At 66.6% G+C, this 19617-nt stretch carries 19 protein-coding genes and 1 tRNA gene; 12 read left to right on the top strand and 8 right to left on the bottom strand.

Features of this window, described 5'->3' with window-relative positions; genetic code table 11:
• Positions 1-45: 45 nt before the first annotated feature.
• Positions 46-840, bottom strand: a complete 795-nt coding sequence (locus tag KZX46_RS09615) for an A24 family peptidase (protein ID WP_370647513.1) — start codon at positions 838-840, stop codon at positions 46-48.
• Positions 841-1022: 182 nt separating this feature from the next.
• Between KZX46_RS09615 and KZX46_RS09610 the strand changes: the two genes are divergently transcribed.
• Both KZX46_RS09610 and KZX46_RS09605 read left to right on the top strand, forming a co-directional pair.
• Positions 1023-1541, top strand: coding sequence for a sigma-70 family RNA polymerase sigma factor (locus tag KZX46_RS09610; protein ID WP_219776932.1), 519 nt, complete (start codon positions 1023-1025; stop codon positions 1539-1541).
• On the top strand, positions 1531-2181 hold the full coding sequence (locus KZX46_RS09605; RefSeq protein WP_219776395.1) for an NrsF family protein: 651 nt from the start codon (positions 1531-1533) through the stop codon (positions 2179-2181). Before KZX46_RS09610 ends, KZX46_RS09605 begins: the two co-directional genes overlap by 11 nt.
• A 211-nt stretch (positions 2182-2392) precedes the next feature.
• On the opposite strand, the gene KZX46_RS09600 is transcribed toward KZX46_RS09605, so the two are convergent.
• From KZX46_RS09600 to KZX46_RS09585, 4 genes are all read right to left on the bottom strand, one after another.
• A complete protein-coding gene (locus KZX46_RS09600) occupies positions 2393-3583 on the bottom strand; it encodes a DUF2827 family protein (protein WP_219776394.1) in 1191 nt (396 codons plus the stop codon).
• Complete coding sequence (locus KZX46_RS09595; protein ID WP_219776393.1) at positions 3580-4140, bottom strand: hypothetical protein; 561 nt, start codon at positions 4138-4140, stop codon at positions 3580-3582. The genes KZX46_RS09600 and KZX46_RS09595 overlap by 4 nt, the downstream gene beginning before the upstream one ends.
• Positions 4137-5249 (bottom strand): DUF2827 family protein, encoded by a 1113-nt coding sequence (locus KZX46_RS09590; protein WP_219776392.1) that lies wholly within the window; start codon positions 5247-5249, stop codon positions 4137-4139. The genes KZX46_RS09595 and KZX46_RS09590 overlap by 4 nt, the downstream gene beginning before the upstream one ends.
• 74 nt (positions 5250-5323) lie before the next feature.
• Complete coding sequence (locus tag KZX46_RS09585) at positions 5324-9430, bottom strand: YadA-like family protein (RefSeq protein ID WP_219776391.1); 4107 nt, start codon at positions 9428-9430, stop codon at positions 5324-5326.
• A 447-nt stretch (positions 9431-9877) separates the two neighbouring features.
• On the opposite strand from KZX46_RS09585, the gene KZX46_RS09580 reads away from it, so the two are divergent.
• Positions 9878-10405, top strand: a complete 528-nt coding sequence (locus KZX46_RS09580; RefSeq protein ID WP_216709337.1) for a CHAP domain-containing protein — start codon at positions 9878-9880, stop codon at positions 10403-10405.
• Positions 10406-10587: 182 nt separating this feature from the next.
• Complete coding sequence (gene folP / locus KZX46_RS09575) at positions 10588-11421, top strand: dihydropteroate synthase (RefSeq protein ID WP_370647512.1); 834 nt, start codon at positions 10588-10590, stop codon at positions 11419-11421.
• Between the two features lie 20 nt (positions 11422-11441).
• On the opposite strand, the gene KZX46_RS09570 is transcribed toward folP, so the two are convergent.
• Entirely contained in the window at positions 11442-11861 is a 420-nt protein-coding gene (locus KZX46_RS09570) for a hypothetical protein (RefSeq protein WP_219776390.1), read from the bottom strand.
• 281 nt (positions 11862-12142) lie between these two features.
• Between KZX46_RS09570 and KZX46_RS09565 the strand changes: the two genes are divergently transcribed.
• The 8 genes from KZX46_RS09565 to KZX46_RS09530 all read left to right on the top strand — a co-directional run bounded on the left by KZX46_RS09565 (position 12143) and on the right by KZX46_RS09530 (position 17852).
• A complete protein-coding gene (locus KZX46_RS09565) occupies positions 12143-13513 on the top strand; it encodes an AarF/ABC1/UbiB kinase family protein (RefSeq protein ID WP_219776389.1) in 1371 nt (456 codons plus the stop codon).
• A 71-nt stretch (positions 13514-13584) separates the two neighbouring features.
• Positions 13585-13728 carry an aa3-type cytochrome c oxidase subunit IV gene (locus KZX46_RS09560; protein ID WP_219776388.1) on the top strand — a complete coding sequence of 48 codons (144 nt, stop codon included), beginning with the start codon at positions 13585-13587 and terminating at the stop codon, positions 13726-13728.
• A gap of 34 nt (positions 13729-13762) precedes the next feature.
• Positions 13763-14887: a Re/Si-specific NAD(P)(+) transhydrogenase subunit alpha gene (locus KZX46_RS09555; protein WP_219776387.1), complete on the top strand. Its 1125-nt coding sequence runs from the start codon at positions 13763-13765 to the stop codon at positions 14885-14887.
• Positions 14888-14996: 109 nt separating this feature from the next.
• Positions 14997-15431, top strand: coding sequence for an endonuclease domain-containing protein (locus KZX46_RS09550; RefSeq protein WP_219776386.1), 435 nt, complete (start codon positions 14997-14999; stop codon positions 15429-15431).
• Positions 15419-15736, top strand: coding sequence for an NAD(P) transhydrogenase subunit alpha (locus KZX46_RS09545; protein ID WP_216708970.1), 318 nt, complete (start codon positions 15419-15421; stop codon positions 15734-15736). Before KZX46_RS09550 ends, KZX46_RS09545 begins: the two co-directional genes overlap by 13 nt.
• Positions 15737-15758: 22 nt before the next feature.
• Complete coding sequence (locus tag KZX46_RS09540; RefSeq protein ID WP_219776385.1) at positions 15759-17171, top strand: NAD(P)(+) transhydrogenase (Re/Si-specific) subunit beta; 1413 nt, start codon at positions 15759-15761, stop codon at positions 17169-17171.
• Positions 17171-17719 (top strand): superoxide dismutase family protein, encoded by a 549-nt coding sequence (locus tag KZX46_RS09535; protein ID WP_219776384.1) that lies wholly within the window; start codon positions 17171-17173, stop codon positions 17717-17719. The genes KZX46_RS09540 and KZX46_RS09535 overlap by 1 nt, the downstream gene beginning before the upstream one ends.
• A gap of 56 nt (positions 17720-17775) precedes the next feature.
• Positions 17776-17852: transfer RNA gene (locus KZX46_RS09530), tRNA-His, on the top strand.
• Between the two features lie 6 nt (positions 17853-17858).
• Here KZX46_RS09530 and mmsB read toward each other — a convergent pair.
• Both mmsB and KZX46_RS09520 read right to left on the bottom strand, forming a co-directional pair.
• Entirely contained in the window at positions 17859-18863 is a 1005-nt protein-coding gene (gene mmsB, locus KZX46_RS09525; RefSeq protein ID WP_226896203.1) for a 3-hydroxyisobutyrate dehydrogenase, read from the bottom strand.
• Positions 18754-19527, bottom strand: coding sequence for an enoyl-CoA hydratase (locus KZX46_RS09520; protein ID WP_219776382.1), 774 nt, complete (start codon positions 19525-19527; stop codon positions 18754-18756). The genes mmsB and KZX46_RS09520 overlap by 110 nt, the downstream gene beginning before the upstream one ends.
• Positions 19528-19617: the final 90 nt, after the last annotated feature.

The raw sequence follows: 19617 nt of genomic DNA, 5'->3' as shown, positions 1-19617 counted from the left end.
CCTCCTTAAATACCGCAACCCGGGGAATGTAGGACAGCGCTTTGGTCAGCCCGCCCCCGCGATGACGACAATCCACGTCGCCACCGCGAGAAAAACCCCGAACGGCAATCGCGTCGTGGCGGTTATCCCCCGCCGCCATAGCAGCAACGCGACGACGAGCCCCGACAGTGCCGCCGCGAGCAGCACGATCGGCAGTGCCGCCCAGCCGAGCCACGCCCCGCTCGCAGCGAACAGCTTGGCGTCGCCGCCGCCAAGCCCGGCGCGCCCGCGGACCGCCTGATACGCCGCGGCGACCCCGGCGAGGCTGAGATAGCCCGCCGCCGCACCGATCACATGGCCCGGCAGGTCGTCGGGGGCGAGCCACGCCGTCACCCCCAATCCGGCGGCAACGAGCGGCAGCGTCACGCTCGACGGCAGCCAGAAATGTTCGGCATCGAGCAATGCGAGGAGCAGCAACGCCCAGCCGAGCACCGCAACCGCGACCGCCAGCCGCGGGTCGGTGACCCCGAGCGCCGCGACCGCACCGATCGCCGCCGCCGCCGCCTCGACCGCAGGATCGCGCCAGCCGATCGCCGCGCCGCAACGGCGGCACCGCCCGCGCTGGACCGCGAAGCTCAGCAGCGGCACGAGCTCGAGCGGCCCGAGCACGGCCCCGCACCTCGGGCACGCCGACCGCGCCAACGCGATCGGCCGCCCCGCCGGCAGCCGCACCGAGACCAATCCGACGAAGCTGCCGACGACCGCGCCGACGATCGCGAGGAGCACCGCGATGACGGCCGGAGCCAAGGCTAAAGCCGTTGGGGCATGCGCGGCGAAGGCGGGGAGCGGGAGCGGGGTCACCCGCCCTCCGTCGCACGCTTCGCCGCGCGTGTAACCATCGCCGCAGCGCGCGCGAACACGTGGATATGCCCGCACAATCAGCCCTGGGCGTGGGTGGCGCGTATCCGTACCGCCTGGCGCAAACTATGGTCGGCGGCGATCGGCGGGAGTCGCGTGTGGACAATGAGCAATGGGGGTCGCTGATGCTGGCGGCGCAGGCCGGCAACGGTGGCGCGTACCGGCGGCTGCTCGCCGAGGTCCGGCCGTGGCTACTGCGTTATTATTCGCGCCGCCTGCCGCCGGGATCGGTCGAGGACGCGGTGCAGGACACGATGATCGCGCTCCACACCAAGCGCCACACCTACGACCCCGCGCGCGCATTCGGCCCGTGGCTCGCGGCGATCGCGCGGTACAAATGGATCGACCGGCTGCGCGCGATGAAGCGCACCGCCGCCGACGAACTCCCCGACGACCTCGCGGTCGGCGATCACGAATCGGCGGTCACCAGCGCGACGGTGCTGCACGCCCTGCTCGCCGAATTGAAACCGGCGCAGGCGGAGGCGATCCGGCTGGTCAAGCTCGCCGGGCTCAGCGTCGACGACGCCGCGACGCGAACCGGCCAGTCGCCGAGCCTGATCAAGGTCAACATCCACCGCGGCCTCGCCCGCCTCGCAAAGCGGCTCGCGGTCGAGCCGGTCGAAGGACTTCAAGATGGCGAGTGAGCTGCGCGACCCCCTGATCGACCGCCTCGCCGCCGACCTTCAGCCGGTGCGGCCCCGGCTGCCGTGGCGCGACGCGGCGCTGCTGCTCACGCTGATCGTCGTCGAAGTCGCAGTCTATATCTGGATTCGCGGGATGCGCCCCGACATGCCGCTGGCGATGGGGCGGATGGCGTTCTGGTGGAAGGCGGCGAGCCTGTGCGTCCTCGCCGCGATCGGTGCCGCGACCGCGCTCGCCGCCTTCGACCCGACCCGCTCGCCGCGCCGTGGCCTGCGCGGCTTCGCGATCGCCGCGGCGGTCGCGATCGCGATCGGCTGGGGCATCGACGCGGCCAGTCACGGCAGCGCCGAGCTCATCGCGCGGCTCGACTGGCGCGAAGGCCTTCGCTGCGTCTTCGCGGTCGTCGTGCTCAGCCTTCCCGCGCTGCTCGCACTCGGCATCCTGATGCGCCGCGGCGCACCGACCGACCCTGGCGGCACCGCAGCAGCGGTCGGGCTGACCGCCGCGGCTTGGGGCGGCGCGGTGTTCGTCGTCGCCTGCCCGCACGACGATCCGCTGTACGTCGCTCTGTGGTTCTCGGTGGCAATCGCGATCGTCGCGTGGGCCGCACGGCTGATCCTGCCGCGGCTGACGCGGTGGTAGGAGGGGCGGGGTAGGAGGACGGCGCGCTTAGCGGGCCGAAGATCTTCTACACAACGGTAATCGCGCGGACTGTCATCACGCACCCAGCTGTCATTCCCGCGACCCGAAGGGCAACGCGCTTGCGTAACGCGGGGACCCATCACCACGAAATTTTGGGGTGATGGGTTCCCGCGTCCACGGGATGGCGTTGCAGATATACAACGTGGCGTGCTCAGTTACGCGGCGGGGCTGCGAGAACCTGTTCGACCAGCCGTTCGTGGAGCCCGACGTTCACCGGCTCGTCGGGCGCGAGCCGGGTGACCAGCCCCGCGTTCGCCGCCCGATACGCCGCAAGATTGGCGTCGTGCGAATGGAACGCCGCGAGCAGGACCTCGCCCCCGACATCGGCCGCAAAGTCGGGGTAATAATAGCCGTAATCACGCAGAAATTCGGAGTTGTGCACAAGCGGATAGCCGCCATGTAGAACTTCGTAATACAGATAATTGAGCCCGTTCTGCCAGTGATGCGTAACCACAGCGTCGCAATAATTAGCGAGGAAGTCGGCCGAGACGAAGCGCGGCTCGAAGCTCATCACCCCGGCCTTGGTCGCGCGCAAGGCACTCGCGAAGCTGAGAAAATGCGGCTGCTCGCGGTGCTTGGCGGTATTCGAGACATAGACTTCGCGGACCGCATCGGGCTCTCCCCGCCACGCCGCCTCGCACACCAGCATCGCCATGTGGCTGGTTTTCATGACCGTGATGTTCGGCTCCATGATGCCGATCCGCCACCCTGCCGCCGCGGGGCGGTAGCCGAAGCGGTCGCCGAGCTTGACCGCGCGATTGTCGATGAAGGTCGGTGCCCAGACCTGCGGCACCGGCTCGACCGGGACCCGGTAGAGCGTCCGGCACCAGCCCGCATAGGTGTGAAGATGCTGCGGCGTCATCCATAAGACGTCGTAGCAATCGATGTCGAAATAGCGTTCGGCGTCGCCGCGGACCGGGCTTGCGGTGATCGCCTCCAATGAGATCACCGCGCCGTTGCCGCCCTTGTAGCCGACGACGCGGATGCCGCGCGCGCGCAACGCCTTGAGTTCGTCGGCCTCGATACTCGCGCCGATGATGACGATGACGTCGAGGTCGTCGGCGACCGTCGCGGTGCGGACGACCGGGACCCCGTCCATGCCGAGGTCGGGGGGCCAGCCGACGAACTCGCCGTCGCCGTGGTTGAGCAGGTGAACCCGGCGGCACCCCGGCGCGGCGGCGAACAGCTGGTAGAGGAACACGACGTTCTGGCGCAGGCCGTTTTCGTACAGCCCGAGTTCGCCGTCCTTGTTGATGAAGATCGTGATGCCGATCGCGTAGCCGCCCGCCCGGGCGCTGATCGCTGCGTGCGTCCCGGCCTTGCGTCCCCCCGGACCGCTCACCCGATCAGTTCTTTCTTGACCGAAACACACCCCGGACCTGCGGCGGTCAGGTATAATTGGAGCCCTGGATTTGCCTCGCTCTGCATGACATGCGCGAGCAGTGGCTTTTCGGGACCGAAGGCGGCGAACACCCGCGCCTTCAACGCCGCGCACGCCTCGGGCCAGTAGATCACCTGGGTATAGATCCCCGAACACGTCCCGGCGGGGGCGATGACGAGGGTCGTCAGGCGGGTCTGCGGTGCTTTGCTCGTCGCGGTCGCGGGATGATTGCTCTCAATCGTCACCACCGTCGGCCAGCGGTTGGCGTCGGGACCGAGCGGCTGGACGGTAAAATTCGCCTCGCCGGTCTCGAAGATGAACGCCCCCGCTTGCGCAAACACCGGGGCGCACGTCGTCATGCGGATCTGCGCGAGCGCCGCCGCGAGCCGCTGCGTCGCGCTGGCATTGGTGCGGAAACCGCCCGCGACGCCCGCCGCGGGGGGCGCGCTTGCCGCGGATCCGGCGAGCGCGACCATTGCCAGCGCCGCCATCACGCGCCGCATGTGCTTCACGATCATGCCATCACTCCAGCGATCAGATTTTCATGCCGTGCGCGCACCACGGGCGAGTCAATGCTGAAGCGGTCGAGGAACTCGAGCGCCTCGGCACGTGCGGCGGCGGCGCGGCCGCGATGCGCTCGGGTCGCATCGACGAGCGCGCGACCGCCGTCGGCCGGGTCGAACGAGGCATAGGCGTAGCCGACGCCGTCGATCGACGGCGAGTTGTGGATCAGCGGGTGTCCGCTCCACAGCACGTCCCAGTAGAGATAATTGAGGTCGTTCTGCCATTGATGGACGACGACCGCGTCGACGTGGCGGTGGAGCACCTCGGCGATCGGCATCCGCCCTTCGGAGAACAGCTTGCCCGCGCGGAACAGGTCGAGCGAGCTCGTCAGTTCGAGGAAATGCGGGACGAGCTTGATGCCGCTGGTATTGAACAGCAGGACATGGTCGATCGCGTCCGGGTCGAGCCGGAACGCCTCCTCGCAGACGAGCAGCGGCAAATGGAAGGTCTTGAGGACGTTGACGTTGGGCTCGAGGATGCCGACGCGAAACGCATCGCTGTCGCGGTCGGCCTTGTAGAACGGGTTGAACCCCGCAGCCCGCGCGCGCGCCTCGACGAAGATCGGTTCCCAGATATGCGGAATCTGCTCGACCACCGCCGAGCGGGTCAACAGGCAGCTCGCGCGATTCATCGTCCAGTGCTGCGGCGTGATCCAGACCGCGTCGAACGGCACCGCCGAGACGGTTTCGCCATGCGGCATCGCGCTCGCCAGCGCTTCGAAGTTCATCGCCATCGAATTGCCCGCCATGTACGAGACGAGCCGCCCGCCACGATCGCGGAAACGATGCATCGCCTCGGCCGGCGCGCGCATGCCGCATTCGATAATCAGGTCGAGCCGGTCGGCGGCATCTTCGGCGGTCGCGGTCGGGACACCGCACCACGCGGCAAGCGGATGCGGGGCGGGTTTGCCCGAGCAATCGACGACGACGACCTCGGTCACCCCCGCAAGCCGCTGGAGCAGTAAAACGAGCAGGACGCTGTTCTGCCCGATCCCCGACGACCACAACAGGTCGGTCGGGTCATTGCTCGGTCGACTGAAGGTAACGCCGATCCGAAGGGTCATAACGTGTCTATAACGAACGACGAACGGCGCGTCATCATCGATGACGCGCCGCCGTGCGGGATCGCTAAGTCAGACTACCACTTGTAGCCGATGCCCGCCGCGGCGCCGACGTCGCCCGCGCGGGTATTCACGCCGACCGAGGCACCGACGATCCAGTTGGTACCCGGACGCGCCTGATACTTGAGGTTGAGCGAAGTCTCGCCGCGGAAGTAGCCGACGCCGCCGACAAGGCCCATCTCGCCCGGCTCGAGCGGGACGTTGACCGTCGCGGCCGCCAGCGCCATCGCCACACCACCGCGCGCGCGCCGCTCGTCGTTATGGACCGAGTTCAACTGGCCGATCGTTGCCGCATCGGTGGTCAGGATACCCGGTGCGATGTTGGTCAGGCGACGCTCGTTACCCGGCGAACCGAACGAGACGGTGTTCGGCGCGGTGGCAACCGAGCCCGAGCCAATCGCGACCGATCCGACCCCGGTCGAGGAGACCGAAGCGCTGCTGCCGAGCGCGACCGAGTTCGAACCAGCCGCGGTGGCGCCGTAGCCCCCGGCGAACGAGGCGGTGCCCGATGCATTGCTGTTGACACCGTAGGCGGTGGCGTTCGCGGCGGCGCTCGACCCGACCCCGAGTGCGATGCCGTTGCTGGCAAAGCCGGCACCGGTGACGCCAATCGAGGCGAAGCGCGTGTCGACGCTCGTCTGCAGCACATAGAACTGGCCGCCGTTGGTGGCGTCGGTCGACCCTGCCGCGACCGTACCCGGAGCGACATTGACGACGCGGCGTTGCGTGCCGGTGGCCGTGCCGCCGACCGCGAAGACATTGGCGGCACCGCCGTCGTTCGACCCCAAACCGATCGCCACCGAGCGTGCGCCGGTCGAGACGGCATTTTGCCCGATCGCAACCGATCCAGCGAGCGTCGCGCTCGAACTCTGGCCGATCGCGATTGCCCCTGCATTCGCCGCAACGGCAGTATCCCCGATCGCGACCGCACTCTGGCCGGTGGCGACGCTCGCGTTACCGAGGGCGACTGCGCCCTCGCCGATGGCGGTGTTGTTGGCACCGATGGCAACCGCACCGGTGCCGGTGGCGGTGTTCGGGTCACCGATCGCGACCGCGCCGTTGCCGGTGGCGACGTTACGCGAGCCGATCGAGACCGCTGAGCCGCCCTGGGCGACTGCGTTCCGACCGATCGCAGTCGATTCGAGCCCGGTTGCGGACGCACCCGTTCCCGCCGCGAACGACCCGTCGCCGCTGCCGACCGATCCATAGCCGATCGCCAACGCATTGGCGCCGGATGCGGTCGGGAAGGCAAGGCCACTCGTGTTGTTGGTTTCGACGACGCCGAGCGTCCCGTTGGTCAGCGCGGTGATGTTGGCGGTGTTGGTCACGACCGACGACGAAATGTTCGTCACCGACGTGCTGACATTGGCCACCGTGACTTCGCTTGTCGAAATCCGCGTCGTCAGCGAGTTCGAGGCTGCCGTCAGGTTGGTCTCATCGACGGTCGCGCGGCTCGACAGTGAGTCCGACACTGTCGTCAGGTTGGTCTCGTCGGCGGTCGCGCGGGTCGTCAGTGAGTTCGACGCGCTCGTCAGGTTCGTCTCGTCGACGAGGGCGCGGCCGGAGAGTGAGTTCGACGCATCCGAAAGGTTGGTTTCGGTGGTCGTTGCGCGGGCCGACAGCGAGTTCGACGAGATGGTCATCGACACGGCGTTGGCGGTAGTTACAGCCTCGCCGGCAGTCGCGCGGGTCGTCAGCGAGTTCGAAGCACTCCACAATGACGTGTAGTTGTCGGTCGTCGTCGTCTCACCGAGCGCCGCCCGGGTCGACAGCGAGTTCGACGAATTGGTCATCGACGTCGCATTTTGCGTCGCAATGGCTTCCGCGTCGGTCAACCGCTCCGAAAGCGAGGTCGAAGCTGCCGTCAGATTGGCGTCGGTCGAATTAGCCCGCGTATTGAGCGAGGTCGAGGCGGCGGCGAGGTTGTCGTCGGTCGCACTGATCCGCGTCGTCAGCGAGTTCGAGGCGTTGGTCAGCGACGTTGCATTGGCAGTGGTGACATCTTCTGCTGCAGTGACGCGCGAGTTGAGCGACGTCGTCGACACATTGGCCGCCGATTCATTGGCGTCGATCCGGCTACTCAGCGAATTCGACGCGGCGCTCAGCGCAGTCGACGTCGTTGCGATTGCCGTCTCCGTGCCGCTCACTCGCGCCGAAAGCGAATTCGAGGCGTTCGTCAGCGCCGCCGTGGTCGAGGCAGTCGCCGCTTCGCCGAGGGTCGCCCGGTTCGACAGCGAGGTCGAGGCCGCCGCGAGGTTGCTGTCGGTCGCATTGGCCCGCGCATTGAGCGAGGTCGAGGCAGTTGCGAGGTTGGCGTCGGTTGCGCTGATCCGCGTCGTCAGCGAGTTCGAGGCGTTCGTCAGCGACGTCGCGTTGTTGGCGATGTTCGTCTCATCGGCCGTGGCACGTGCCGACAGCGAGTTCGACGCGGCCGCCAACGATGTCGCGTTGTTCGTCGTTACGGTGTTGAGCGAGGTCGTCGCGGCATCGGCGGCGGTGGCACGGGTCGTCAGTGAAGTCGCCGAATTGGTCAGCGACGTCGCATTGTTTGCGGTCGTTGTCTCATCAGCTGTGGCGCGGGCCGACAGCGAGTTCGACGCGGTCGTCAACGACGTCGCATTGTTCGTCGTCACCGTATTGAGCGACGTCGTCGCGGCGTCGGCGGCGGTCGCACGCGTGGTCAGCGAAGACGCGTTGCTTGCGGTCGTTGCCTCATCGGCGGTGGCGCGGGCCGATAGCGAGTTCGACGCGGTCGTCAACGACGTCGCATTGTTCGTCGTCACCGTATTGAGCGACGTCGTCGCAGCGTCGGCGGCGGTCGCACGCGTCGTCAGCGAAGATGCCGAATTGGTCAGCGACGTCGCATTGTTCGTGGTCGTCGCCTCATCGGCGGTGGCGCGCGCCGACAGCGAGTTCGAGGCGTTACCGAGCGACGTTGCGTTGTTCGCGACGGTCGTCTCCGATGCCCCGATGCGCGACGATAGCGAGGTCGATGCGTTGCTCAACGAGGTCGCGTTGTTCGAGATATTCGTCTCGTCGGCGGTTGCGCGGGCAGACAGCGAGTTCGACGCGTTGCTCAACGACGTGGCATTGTTCGACACTGTCGTCTCGTTGGTCGTGGCGCGCGTCGACAGCGAGTTCGACGCATTGGTCAGCGACGTCGCATTGTTCGAGATGTTGGTCTCGTTAGCCGTCGCGCGGGCGGACAGCGAGTTCGACGAATTGGTCAGCGACGTCGCGTTGTTCGTGACCGTCGTGTCGTTGGCGGTGGCGCGCGTCGACAGCGAGTTCGAGGCGTTCGTCAGCGACGTCGCATTGTTGGTGATGTTGGTTTCGTCGGCCGTCGCGCGGGCCGATAGCGAGTTCGAGGCGAAGGTCAACGACGTGCCGGTGTTGGTGATCGACGTCTCGGTCGAACCGACCCGGGTCGACAGCGAGTTCGACACGGCCGTCGTCGTGCCCTCGTCGGCGACCGCGCGTTGCGTCAGCGAGGTCGATGCGAAGTTGAGTGCCGCGGTGTTGGCCGTGACCGTCCCGCCAAGCGTACCGATCGACGCCGCGTTAGTGTCGATGTTGGTCTGGAGCGCATTGCCGACGCTGAGGAGCTGGTCGCCGTTGACGGCGTCGGTCGAACCAACGTCGACACGACCAGCGGAGACACCCGTCAGACGGTTGGCGAAGACTGTACCGGTCGACGAGCCGATCGAGACGCCTGCGGTGGCTGTGTTGTTGGCGAACGCACCTACAGTCGTCGTACCGAATTTCAGGCCGAGGTTCGCAGCGGTGCTAAGATTGGCCACATCGGTCGCGCTGAACGTCGTATTTGCGCCGAGAGCGGTGTTGCCTGGGCTGCTGGGGAGCGCGCACGGTCCGGCACTGACGTTGGCATTGGTGCCGATCGCCGTGCTGTTGGCGACACCGGCGATGGCGGAAGAGCCGAACGCCGAAGTGCCGGTCGCGTTTCCATGGGCGTTGGCGCCGATCACAGTCGACGTGTTGAAGGCGGCTGAGGCGTTGGCTCCACCGGCGACGCTCGTTCCGGTACCGGTCGATGCACCGTTTGCGCTGCCGCTCACCCCGTCATAGAAAACTGTGCCCGACGCGACGGCGGTTGACGCCTGCATCGCAACAACCAGAGCGGATGTACCAAGAAGAAGCGCGTTGCGCACGCGCGTGGAATTGCCGACAGACATGATGTAGCCCCCAAAAAACCCCCGTCGCAACCGGACTGTAAAATCAGTTCGATTACATACTCGTTTGGGCAATGAACTGACCTGAGTGGCGAGTCAATGCAGGTGCGGCTCTCCAATGGATGGATTCGCTCCAAATCCGATCGAATATATTTTCAGACGCCCGCAGCATTTGCTTTTTGGGTCAACGCGACGAGCTCAACTTAAGTTTGCGGAGTTATCGTCCACTTGGTTCTTACCCGCAACGAATGTCGGTTCGTCTTGCTCGCGGGTCACTCCGGCGCTTCGGCCTTGGTCACGGCTTCCCTCGCCGAAAAGCTATCGGCAGACAGGTGCAGAGAGTGCAGGGGGACGAGCCAAGTGCTTAAACATCTTCGCGTGATGATCGGTTCCATAATCCTCGCACTGGGCATCTTTGTGAGCGTGTCCGCGACCGCCGCACCGGTGCAATGCGTGACCTTCGCCCGCGCGTTCTCGGGCATCGACCTGCACGGCAACGCCGCGACATGGTGGGGGCAGGCGAACGGCAAGTATGAGCAAGGCAGCGCTCCGCGAGTCGGCGGCGTACTCGTGTTCAAGGCGACCGGCGCGATGCGGGTCGGCCATGTCGCCACCGTCAGCGCGATCGTCTCGTCGCGCGAAATTCGCGTCACGCACGCCAACTGGTCGCCGGTCGACGGCCATCGCGGCCAGGTCGAGACCGATGTCGCCGTCGTCGACACCTCGGCGGCGGGCGACTGGAGCCAGGTGCGCGTCTGGTATGGCCCGATCGGCGATCTCGGACGACGCGACTATCCGGTTTATGGCTTCATCTACGGCGACCATGCACCGGCGGGCGTCACGGCTCCCGCGACCGCATTTGCGGTTGCTGCGGTCGATGCGATGCCGATCCAGCTGGCCGGGCTCTGAGCGGACCGAAGCGCGTCCATGTTGCGCCTGCCGGTTTCGGTGACGGCGAACGGCTGGCGGGTGGCGGGGTCAGGTTCGACTCGCTCCGGCTGACACTCGACAATACCGAGCGGCGGATCGCGCTCGATGATCTTTCCGCCGGGGTCGCTGACCTCCCCGAAGACATCCGCGCGCGGATCGTCTTGCTTCGCGACGCGCTCGTGACGCCGCGTTCGCCGATAGCCGGGCTGGTCTTCGATCGGCCGCACGTCATGGGGATCGTCAACGTTACCCCAGACAGCTTCAGCGACGGCGGCGCGGGCGGCGATCCGGTCGCGGCTGCCCTGGCGATGGCCGCCGCAGGCGCGAGCGTCGTCGACCTCGGCGGCGAATCGACCCGGCCGCGCGCGGCGGTCGTCGATACCCAAGAGGAGCTTGCCCGCGTCGGCCCCGTCCTCGCCGGGCTGCGAACTAGCGGGATCACCGTCTCGATCGATACGCGCAAGGCGCTGGTCATGGCAGCAGCGCTCGACGCCGGAGCAACACTGGTCAACGACGTCTCGGCACTGACCTACGACCCCGCCGCAATCGCGCTCGTCGCGGCGCGCGGCGCCCCGGTGGTGCTGATGCATTCGCAAGGAACGCCGGCGACGATGCAGGACGCTCCGGTCTATGCTGACCCGCTGCGCGACGTTTTCGACTGGCTCGAGGCGCGGATCGCGACCTGCGTCGCCGCTGGCATAAGGCGCGAACGGATCATCGCCGACCCCGGCATTGGATTCGGCAAGACCCTCGCGCACAATCTCGCGTTGCTCCGCGGTGTTGCACTGTTCCACGGACTCGGTGTGCCGATCACCCTCGGGGCCAGCCGCAAGGCAATTATCGGGACACTTGCGGGCGGCGCGCCGGTCGGCGAACGGCTCGGCGGCTCGGTCGCGCTGGCGCTCCACGCGGTCGCAAATGGCGTCCAGATCGTCCGGGTCCACGACGTTGCCGCGACGGTACAGGCGATCAAATTATGGCAGGCGGTTCACTGACCCCGCGTCCGCCCGGCCGCTTATCTTGCAGAGCGCTCGCCGTAGCGCTGTTCGGACCCGTAGCTAGCAGCAAGCGTCAGCGCCCCGCTCGCCTCGATGATCCCGGCGATGCGCGCCTCGAGCAGTGCGCGTTCGACCCGCGCTGCGGCAAGCTTGATTTCATGATCGAGCTCGCGTGCGCGAATAGCCTCAACCTCCGCCCCCCGCTGGCCGATCAGTGCGGCGATACGTTCCGCGAGACTGTCCTTCGGACCGGCGGCGTGATTGCCGTTGGTCGGGCCGTCGCCGGTCGCTTCCGACACGCTTTTGTCGAGCTCCTGCGCCCGCGCCTCGTATTCCTGCGCCAGATTGAGCGCCTCGTCGCGTGAGGATCCTGTCACCCCTGCAACGAGCCGGCGGATTTTATGCGCGTTTTCGCGGTACAAGGCTGCTTGAGTCACCATCACGCCCCTACTACTAACTAGCTATCGAAGTTAACACATTGTAAATAAAAACTATCACTCGCGCAACGAGTTTCATCGCAATAACTAAAATTCATTTGTTAACCTTGATTTGCGAATTCTTGGTGCGTCACAGTCATGCGGCGGGTATTCTGTGAAATTGGTAGAACGCGTCTTTGCTCGCCTTGCGTGCGATCGATCGGCGTTGGCGCTAAGACCCGCGGCCGCAGCGACACCTGCACCCCTCGCGTTCGGCACCCGCCACGCCTATCTCCGGCGCGATGGATGAAGCAAATACTCTCGGCGGCAGGCTCGCGCGCTATGCCAAGGTCGGTGGAACCGGAATCGGGCTCGCAGCACGTTTTGCCGGTGCAAGGCTGACCGGCGGCGGCGATGCCGCGACCACGGCGGCACAGCTGCGCGTCGCGCTCGGCGGCCTCAAGGGCCCGGTGATGAAGATCGCGCAGATCCTGTCGACAATCCCGGGCGCCGTTCCCGACGATTTCGCCAAGGAGCTCGGCCAGCTCCAGGCCGATGCCCCGGCGATGGGCTGGCCGTTCGTCCGGCGGCGGATGAAGGCCGAACTCGGCCCCGATTGGGAAGCTCGCTACGCCAGCTTCGAACACGAAGCCGCCGCCGCTGCATCGCTCGGCCAGGTTCATCGCGCGGTCGCGCACGACGGTCGTGCGCTCGCCGCCAAGCTGCAATATCCCGATATGGCGAGCGCGGTCGAGGCCGACCTCGGCCAGCTCGACGTGCTGTTCGGCATCTACCGCCAGTTCGACAAGTCGATCGACACCGGGCAGATTCGCGGCGAACTCGCCGACCGGCTGCGCGAGGAACTCGACTATGAGCGCGAGGCAAAGCACCTCGCACTGTACCGCGACATGCTGGGCGACCAGCCGGCGGTGCATCTGCCCGAGGTCCTGCCCGAGCTGTCGACCAAGCGTCTGCTGACGATGACGTGGCTGCCGGGGAAACCGCTGCTTGGCTTCAAGACCGACTCGCTCGAGGTCCGCAACCGCATCGCCGAGACGCTGTTCCGCGCGTGGTACTGGCCGCTCCACCACTATGGCGTGATCCACGGCGACCCGCATCTCGGCAACTACGCCGTCAGCGAAGAATCGAATGGCGAGCAGGGGATCAATCTCCTCGACTTCGGCTGCATCCGGGTGTTCCCGCCACGCTTCATCAAGGGCGTCGTCGACCTGTTCCACGCGATCGAATCGAACGACAAGGCGCTCGCGGTCGACGCGTTCGAGCGCTGGGGCTTCACCGGCCTGTCGATCGAGATCATCGACACGCTGCTGATCTGGGCGACGTTCTTGTACGGGCCGCTGCTCGACGACCGCGTCCGGCGGATCAACGACCAGGGTCGCCCCGCCGATTACGGGCGCGAGACCGCACAAAAAGTCCATCGCCGCCTGAAGGAACTCGGAACCGTTACCGTACCGTCGGAGTTCGTCTTTATGGACCGCGCCGCGATCGGCCTCGGTGGGGTCTTCATGCATCTCGCCGCCGAGCTCAATTGGCGGCGGCTGTTCGGCGAGATGATCGAAGGCTTCACCGAAGACGGACTCGCCGCGCGACAATCTGCGGCACTTGCACGGGCTGGTCTGGAACTACCTGTGGCGCCGACGCTTATCGCGTAACCGGCCTGCCCGGCTTGTCGCGCGCGGATCACGCGCGCTATGAGGACGCACCGCGTTAAGGGAGTGACGCAATGGCCGACGATCTGAATGCTGCTGTCCCGCAGGCGAACGTACCGAATACACGCTTCTACGGCAGTTTTGTCGACGTCCTGAAATGGGCTGTCGTGGCGCTTGCGTTGTTGTTGATCGCAATGGCACTGTTCCTCGTTCACTAGAGGCGGCACGCCTAGGCTTTGGGGGGAATAGTTGATGCGGATCGCGGTTTTGCGCGAGACGGCGGAGGCGGAACGTCGGGTCGCCGCGACCCCGGAAACCGTAAAGAAGCTGATTGCGCTTGGTGCTACAGTCGCCGTCGAGAGCGGCGCGGGCGATGGCGCGAATATCTCGGACAGCGCTTATAGCGACGCCGGCGCGACCGTTGACGGGCGCGATGCGACGATCGCGGGCAGCGAGCTGATCCTCGGGGTACAGGGTCCTGACGTCGGCGAGCTGCGTGGGATTAAATCCGGCGCGATGCTCGTCGCGATCCTGTCGCCTTTCGCTCGGCGCGAAGAAATTAATATCTATGCCGCGAGCGGGCTGACGACGATGGCGATGGAGTTGATGCCGCGCATCACCCGCGCCCAGTCGATGGACGTGCTGTCGTCGCAATCGAACCTGTCGGGCTATAAGGCCGTCATCGACGCAGCCGAGTCGTACGGTCGCGCCTTCCCGATGATGATGACTGCGGCGGGAACGATCAGCGCCGCCCGCGTCTTCGTGATGGGGGTCGGCGTCGCCGGGCTGCAGGCGATCGCGACCGCCCGGCGCTTGGGCGCGCTGGTCAGTGCGACCGACGTCCGCGCCGCGACCAAGGAACAGATCGAGAGCCTCGGTGCGAAGGCGATCTTCGTCGAGGCGGTCAAAGGCATCGAGGGCGAGGGCAGCGGCGGCTATGCCACCGAAATGTCCGACGAATACAAGGCGGCGCAGGCGGCTTTGGTGTCGAGCCACATCGCCAAGCAGGACATCGTCATCACCACCGCGCTGATCCCCGGCCGCCCTGCTCCGCGCCTCGTCAGTGACGCCCAGATCGCAACGATGCGCGCGGGCAGCGTGATCGTCGACCTCGCGGTCGAAAGCGGCGGCAATGTGGAGGGTTCGGTCGTCGGTGCCGCCCCGGTCGTCCACGGCGTGACGATCATCGGCCACCGCAACATACCGAGCCGCCTCGCCGCCGACGCGAGCGCTTTATACTCGCGCAACCTGTACAACTTCATCGCGGCGTTCTGGGACAAGGACGCGGCGACGGTGGTGTTCCCGGCGGACGACGATATCGTCAAGGGTGTGACGCTGACGCGCGATGGCGCGGTGGTGCACGAGCGGCTGGTGTGAGACCACGCCGCCACCTGCAAGGCGCGATCTTAAATCCTCCCCCATCTTCGGGGGAGGGGGACCATCGCCCTTGCGATGGTGGAGGGGGCCCACGGGCGATGTCGATCGCATGATCATCACCGGCCCCGCACCGACACTACGGAACGCACGTCGCCTCCGCGGCGAGATGAGCCTCCCAGAAGTCCTGCTCTGGGGTCGCCTCCGAAAATCTGACGGCCTGCGCTTTCGGCGCCAGCATCCCGCCGGCCCGTATGTCCTCGATTTTTTCTGCGCGAAAGCTAAGCTCGTGGTCGAGATCGACGGGATTGCGCACAAGATGGGCAATGCCGGCGTCCGTGATGCTCGGCGCGATGCTTGGCTGACAGATCAGGGTCTGCAAGTTCTTCGGATAAACGCCTCCGAGGTGCTCGCCGACGTCAACCGGGTTGCTGCCTCGATCGCTTCAATGGCGACCGCCAGCCCCCTCCACCATCGCAAGGGCGATGGTCCCCCTCCCCCGAAGACGGGGGAGGAATTTTTCAGCGAGGCCATATGGAACACCTGATCCCCCAGCTCTCGATCTTCGTCCTCGCCTGCTTCGTCGGCTATTATGTCGTCTGGAGCGTGACCCCCGCCCTGCACACCCCGCTGATGGCGGTGACCAACGCGATCTCGAGCGTCATCATCGTCGGCGCGCTCGTCGCCGCGAGCGCAGCGTCGGGCGGGTCGGAAATTTCGAAGTGGCTCGGGCTCGGCGCGGTGGTGCTGGCGTCGGTCAATATCTTCGGCGGCTTCGCGGTGACGCAGCGGATGCTCGGCATGTACAAGAAGAAAGAGCGCAAGGCCCCGGTCGCACCGGCGGCAAAGTAATGGCGCTCAGGGGGCACGCACAATGACCGAAGCCATCGCCCAGACTCCCGCGTGGGTCGCACTCGCCTATCTCGTCGCGGGGGTGCTGTTCATCCTTGCGCTCCGCGGCCTGTCGTCGCCCGAGACGTCGCAGCAGGGCAACCGCTTCGGCATGATCGGCATGCTGATCGCGGTCGTGACGACGCTGATCGTCCACGGCGTCGGGCTGCCGCTGATCGTCGCCGCGATCGCGATCGGCGGCGGAATCGGCTTCGTCATCGCCCGGCGGATCGCGATGACCGACATGCCGCAGCTCGTCGCGGGGTTCCACAGCCTCGTCGGCCTCGCCGCGGTGCTCGTCGCGATCGCCGCCTACCTCAATCCCGGCGCGTTCGGCATCTTGAACGCCGACGCGAGCGACATCGCGACGTCGAGCAAGATCGAGATGGGCCTTGGCGTCGCGATCGGCGCGATCACCTTCTCGGGGTCGATTATCGCGTTCCTCAAGCTCAACGGCAACATGGGCGGCGCGCCGATCCTGCTGCCCGCGCGACACGTCATCAACATCGCGCTGCTCGCTGCGGTCCTGATCCTCGTCGGGGTGTTCGGGCTGCACACGCCCGCGCTGTTCGCGGTGATCGTCGTCGCGGCGCTCGCACTTGGCTTTCTTCTCATCATCCCGATCGGCGGGGCCGACATGCCGGTCGTCGTTTCGATGCTCAACTCGTATTCGGGCTGGGCGGCGGCGGCGATGGGCTTTACCCTCCAGAACACCGCGATGATCGTCACCGGCGCGCTCGTCGGCTCGTCGGGCGCGATCCTGTCGTACATCATGTGCCGGGCGATGAACCGCAGCTTCATCAGCGTCATCGCCGGTGGTTTCGGCGGCGACGCGGCGGGTCCCGCCGGGGCCGCAGGCGAGGCCAAGCCGTACAAGCGCGGGTCGGCCGAGGACGCCGCGTTCGTCATGAAGAACGCCGAGAGCGTCATCATCGTCCCCGGCTACGGCATGGCGGTCAGCCAGGCGCAGCACGCGCTCCGCGAGATGGGCGACCTGCTCAAGAAGGAAGGCGTCAGCGTCAAATACGCGATCCACCCCGTCGCCGGGCGGATGCCGGGACACATGAACGTCCTGCTCGCCGAGGCGAACGTCCCCTACGACGAGGTCTTCGAGCTTGAGGACATCAACGGCGAATTCGCCCAGGCCGACGTCGCCTTCGTCATCGGCGCGAACGACGTCACCAATCCGCTCGCCAAGACCGACAAAACCTCGCCGATCTACGGGATGCCGGTGCTTGATGTCGAAAAAGCGAAGACCGTGCTGTTCGTCAAGCGCAGCATGGGCGGCGCGGGCTATGCCGGGGTCGACAATCCGGTCTTCTACATGGACAATACGATGATGCTGCTCGCCGACGCCAAGAAGATGGTCGAGGCGATCAACAAGGAGCTTGGCTGATGCGTCGCGCTTTTGCTGTCGGTGTTCCCCTCGCGTTGCTTGCCGGGTGTAGCCACTCGGGCACCTCGCTCGGCGCGACCCGCGCCGGGCCGCCGCCGATCGAGGCGACGACGCAGTTGCTCGGCCCGAACGGCGAGTTGCGCGGCACTGCGACGCTTAGCCAGCGCCCCGAGGGGACGCTCGTTCGTGCGCGGATCGAGGGGATGATCGCGGGCACGTATGCGATCCATCTGCACAGCGTCGGCAAGTGCGAGGGGCCGAAGTTCACAAGCGCCGGCGGGCATTTCAACCCGACGATGAAGATGCACGGCAAGGATAATCCCATGGGGCCGCACCTCGGCGACCTGCCGAACGTCGTCGTCGGCCCGGGCGGCACCGGGACGGTCGACTTCACCGTTCCCGGGCTGATGCTCGTCGGCGGCACCGCGCCGCTGCTCGATGCCGACGGCGCGGCGGTGGTGCTCCACGCCGGTCCCGACGACTATAAGACCGACCCGAGCGGGGCGAGCGGCGACCGGATCGCCTGCGGCGTCTTGGCGGCGCGGTAGTTTCCTTGACGAATCGCCGGTCGAGCCCCTAAGGCGTCTTTCGCCGTGCGCGCATGGCGACCATAGCTCAATTGGTTAGAGCGCCGGCTTGTGGTGCCGGAGGTTGCGGGTTCGATCCCCGTTGGTCGCCCCAGCGTCCTTAGTGCCAGCTGCCGTCGAGCATTTTCGTCACCGCCGAGAAGTCCTTGCCCGCGCCGCCGAGCCCGACGAACATCTGGTAGAGCGCCTCGGCCTGCGCGCCCATCGGCACCGACGCCCCGACCGACTGCGCCGCCTCGACCGCGAGCTTCAGGTCCTTGAGCATCAACGCGGAAGCGAAGCCGCCTTCGTAATCGCGGTTCGACGGGGAAGCGGGGACTGGGCCGGGGACGGGGCAATAGCTCGTCATCGACCAGCACTGGCCGCTCGCCTTCGAGCTGATGTCGAAGAAGGTCTGCGCGTCGAGGCCGAGCTTCTGCGCGAGGACGAACGCCTCGGCAGTCGCCACCATCGACGCACCCAACAGCATGTTATTGCAGATCTTTGCCGCCTGCCCTGCCCCGGCATCGCCGGCATGGATGACGACTTTGCCCATTGCCGACAGGATCGGTTGGGCGCGGGCGAAGGCGTCGTCGAGGCCGCCGACCATGAAGGTCAACGTCCCCGCGTTCGCCGCCGCGATCCCGCCGGAGACGGGGGCGTCGACCATTGCCAGTCCGCGTGTCGCAGCGGCGGAAGCGACTGATTTCGCTGTGGCAACGTCGATCGTCGAGCAGTCAAGCAGCAGCGCGTCGGGATGCGCGGCATTAAAGACCTCGTCCTCGTAGACGCTGCGGACGTGGGTCCCGGCGGGAAGCATCGTCACCACCGCATCGGCCCCCGACGCCGCTGCCGCCGCCGACTCGGCACGCGCACACCCAGCCGCGCACGCCCGATCCAAAGCGTCACTCGATAGGTCGTACGCGCTCACAACGTGCCCGGCCCGCGCGAGATTGGCGGCCATCCCGCCGCCCATGTTGCCGAGCCCGATAAAGCCGATTTTCACGCTGCTACTCCTACTCGCCGGTCCACGCGGCCGGACGCTTGGCGACGAACGCCGCCATGCCTTCCTTCTGGTCGGCGCTGCCGAACAGCCCGTGGAACAGCCGCCGTTCGAAGACGACACCCTGCGCCAGCGTCGTCTCGAACGCGGCGTTGACCTGCTCCTTGACCGCGAGCGCGGCGAGCGGAGCCATTGCCGCAATCGTCGCCGCGGTCGCCATCGCAGCCTCGACGAGCTCCGCCGCGGGCACGACACGAGCAACGAGGCCCGCCGCCTCGGCCTCGACCGCGCCCATCATCCGCCCGGTCAGGCACATCTCCATCGTCTTTGCCTTGCCGATCGCGCGCGCCATCCGCTGGCTGCCGCCCATGCCGGGGGTGACGCCGAGCTTGATCTCGGGTTGGCCGAACTTCGCGGTGTCGGCGGCGATGATGAAGTCGCACATCATCGCCAGCTCGCAGCCGCCGCCGAGCGCGAACCCCGCGACCGCCGCGATCACCGGTTTCCGCGTCGCGGTCACCCGGTCATAGCCCGCGAAGAAATTGCTGCCGTACATCGCGGCGAACGACTGGCCCGCCATCTCCTTGATGTCGGCCCCGGCGGCGAATGCTTTTTCGCTCCCGGTGATGACTGCGCACCCCTGCCCCGGATCGGCGTCGAACGCGGCGAGTGCGGCGGTCAGGTCAGCGAGAACTTGCCCGTTGAGCGCGTTAAGCGCCTGCGGCCGGTTGAGCCGGATCAGCGTGACGCGATCGGTGATTTCGACGAGCAGGGTGTCGTAGGTCATGGTCGCTTGGTTCCGATGCCGCTGTGGTCCGCCTCAACTTGTCATCCCCGCGAAAGCGGGGACCCAATGTCGCCGAGGGGTAGTGACCTT

Origin of the sequence: Polymorphobacter sp. PAMC 29334, assembly GCF_019431245.1 — a bacterium.
Taxonomy (GTDB): Bacteria; Pseudomonadota; Alphaproteobacteria; order Sphingomonadales; family Sphingomonadaceae; genus Polymorphobacter_B; species Polymorphobacter_B megasporae.
This window is presented reverse-complemented; position numbering and strand designations above follow the sequence as displayed.

What these genes read in the sequence shown, in the direction of transcription:
- KZX46_RS09610 (WP_219776932.1), top strand. Translation starts at nt 1,023, where the DNA reads ATGCTGGCGGCGCAGGCCGGCAACGGTGGCGCGTACCGGCGGCTGCTC.
- KZX46_RS09605 (WP_219776395.1), top strand. Translation starts at nt 1,531, where the DNA reads ATGGCGAGTGAGCTGCGCGACCCCCTGATCGACCGCCTCGCCGCCGAC.
- KZX46_RS09595 (WP_219776393.1), bottom strand. Translation starts at nt 4,140, where the DNA reads ATGATCGTGAAGCACATGCGGCGCGTGATGGCGGCGCTGGCAATGGTC.
- KZX46_RS09590 (WP_219776392.1), bottom strand. Translation starts at nt 5,249, where the DNA reads ATGACCCTTCGGATCGGCGTTACCTTCAGTCGACCGAGCAATGACCCG.
- KZX46_RS09585 (WP_219776391.1), bottom strand. Translation starts at nt 9,430, where the DNA reads ATGCAGGCGTCAACCGCCGTCGCGTCGGGCACAGTTTTCTATGACGGG.
- KZX46_RS09580 (WP_216709337.1), top strand. Translation starts at nt 9,878, where the DNA reads ATGATCGGTTCCATAATCCTCGCACTGGGCATCTTTGTGAGCGTGTCC.
- KZX46_RS09565 (WP_219776389.1), top strand. Translation starts at nt 12,143, where the DNA reads ATGGATGAAGCAAATACTCTCGGCGGCAGGCTCGCGCGCTATGCCAAG.
- KZX46_RS09560 (WP_219776388.1), top strand. Translation starts at nt 13,585, where the DNA reads ATGGCCGACGATCTGAATGCTGCTGTCCCGCAGGCGAACGTACCGAAT.
- KZX46_RS09555 (WP_219776387.1), top strand. Translation starts at nt 13,763, where the DNA reads ATGCGGATCGCGGTTTTGCGCGAGACGGCGGAGGCGGAACGTCGGGTC.
- KZX46_RS09550 (WP_219776386.1), top strand. Translation starts at nt 14,997, where the DNA reads ATGATCATCACCGGCCCCGCACCGACACTACGGAACGCACGTCGCCTC.
- KZX46_RS09545 (WP_216708970.1), top strand. Translation starts at nt 15,419, where the DNA reads ATGGAACACCTGATCCCCCAGCTCTCGATCTTCGTCCTCGCCTGCTTC.
- KZX46_RS09540 (WP_219776385.1), top strand. Translation starts at nt 15,759, where the DNA reads ATGACCGAAGCCATCGCCCAGACTCCCGCGTGGGTCGCACTCGCCTAT.
- KZX46_RS09535 (WP_219776384.1), top strand. Translation starts at nt 17,171, where the DNA reads ATGCGTCGCGCTTTTGCTGTCGGTGTTCCCCTCGCGTTGCTTGCCGGG.
- KZX46_RS09520 (WP_219776382.1), bottom strand. Translation starts at nt 19,527, where the DNA reads ATGACCTACGACACCCTGCTCGTCGAAATCACCGATCGCGTCACGCTG.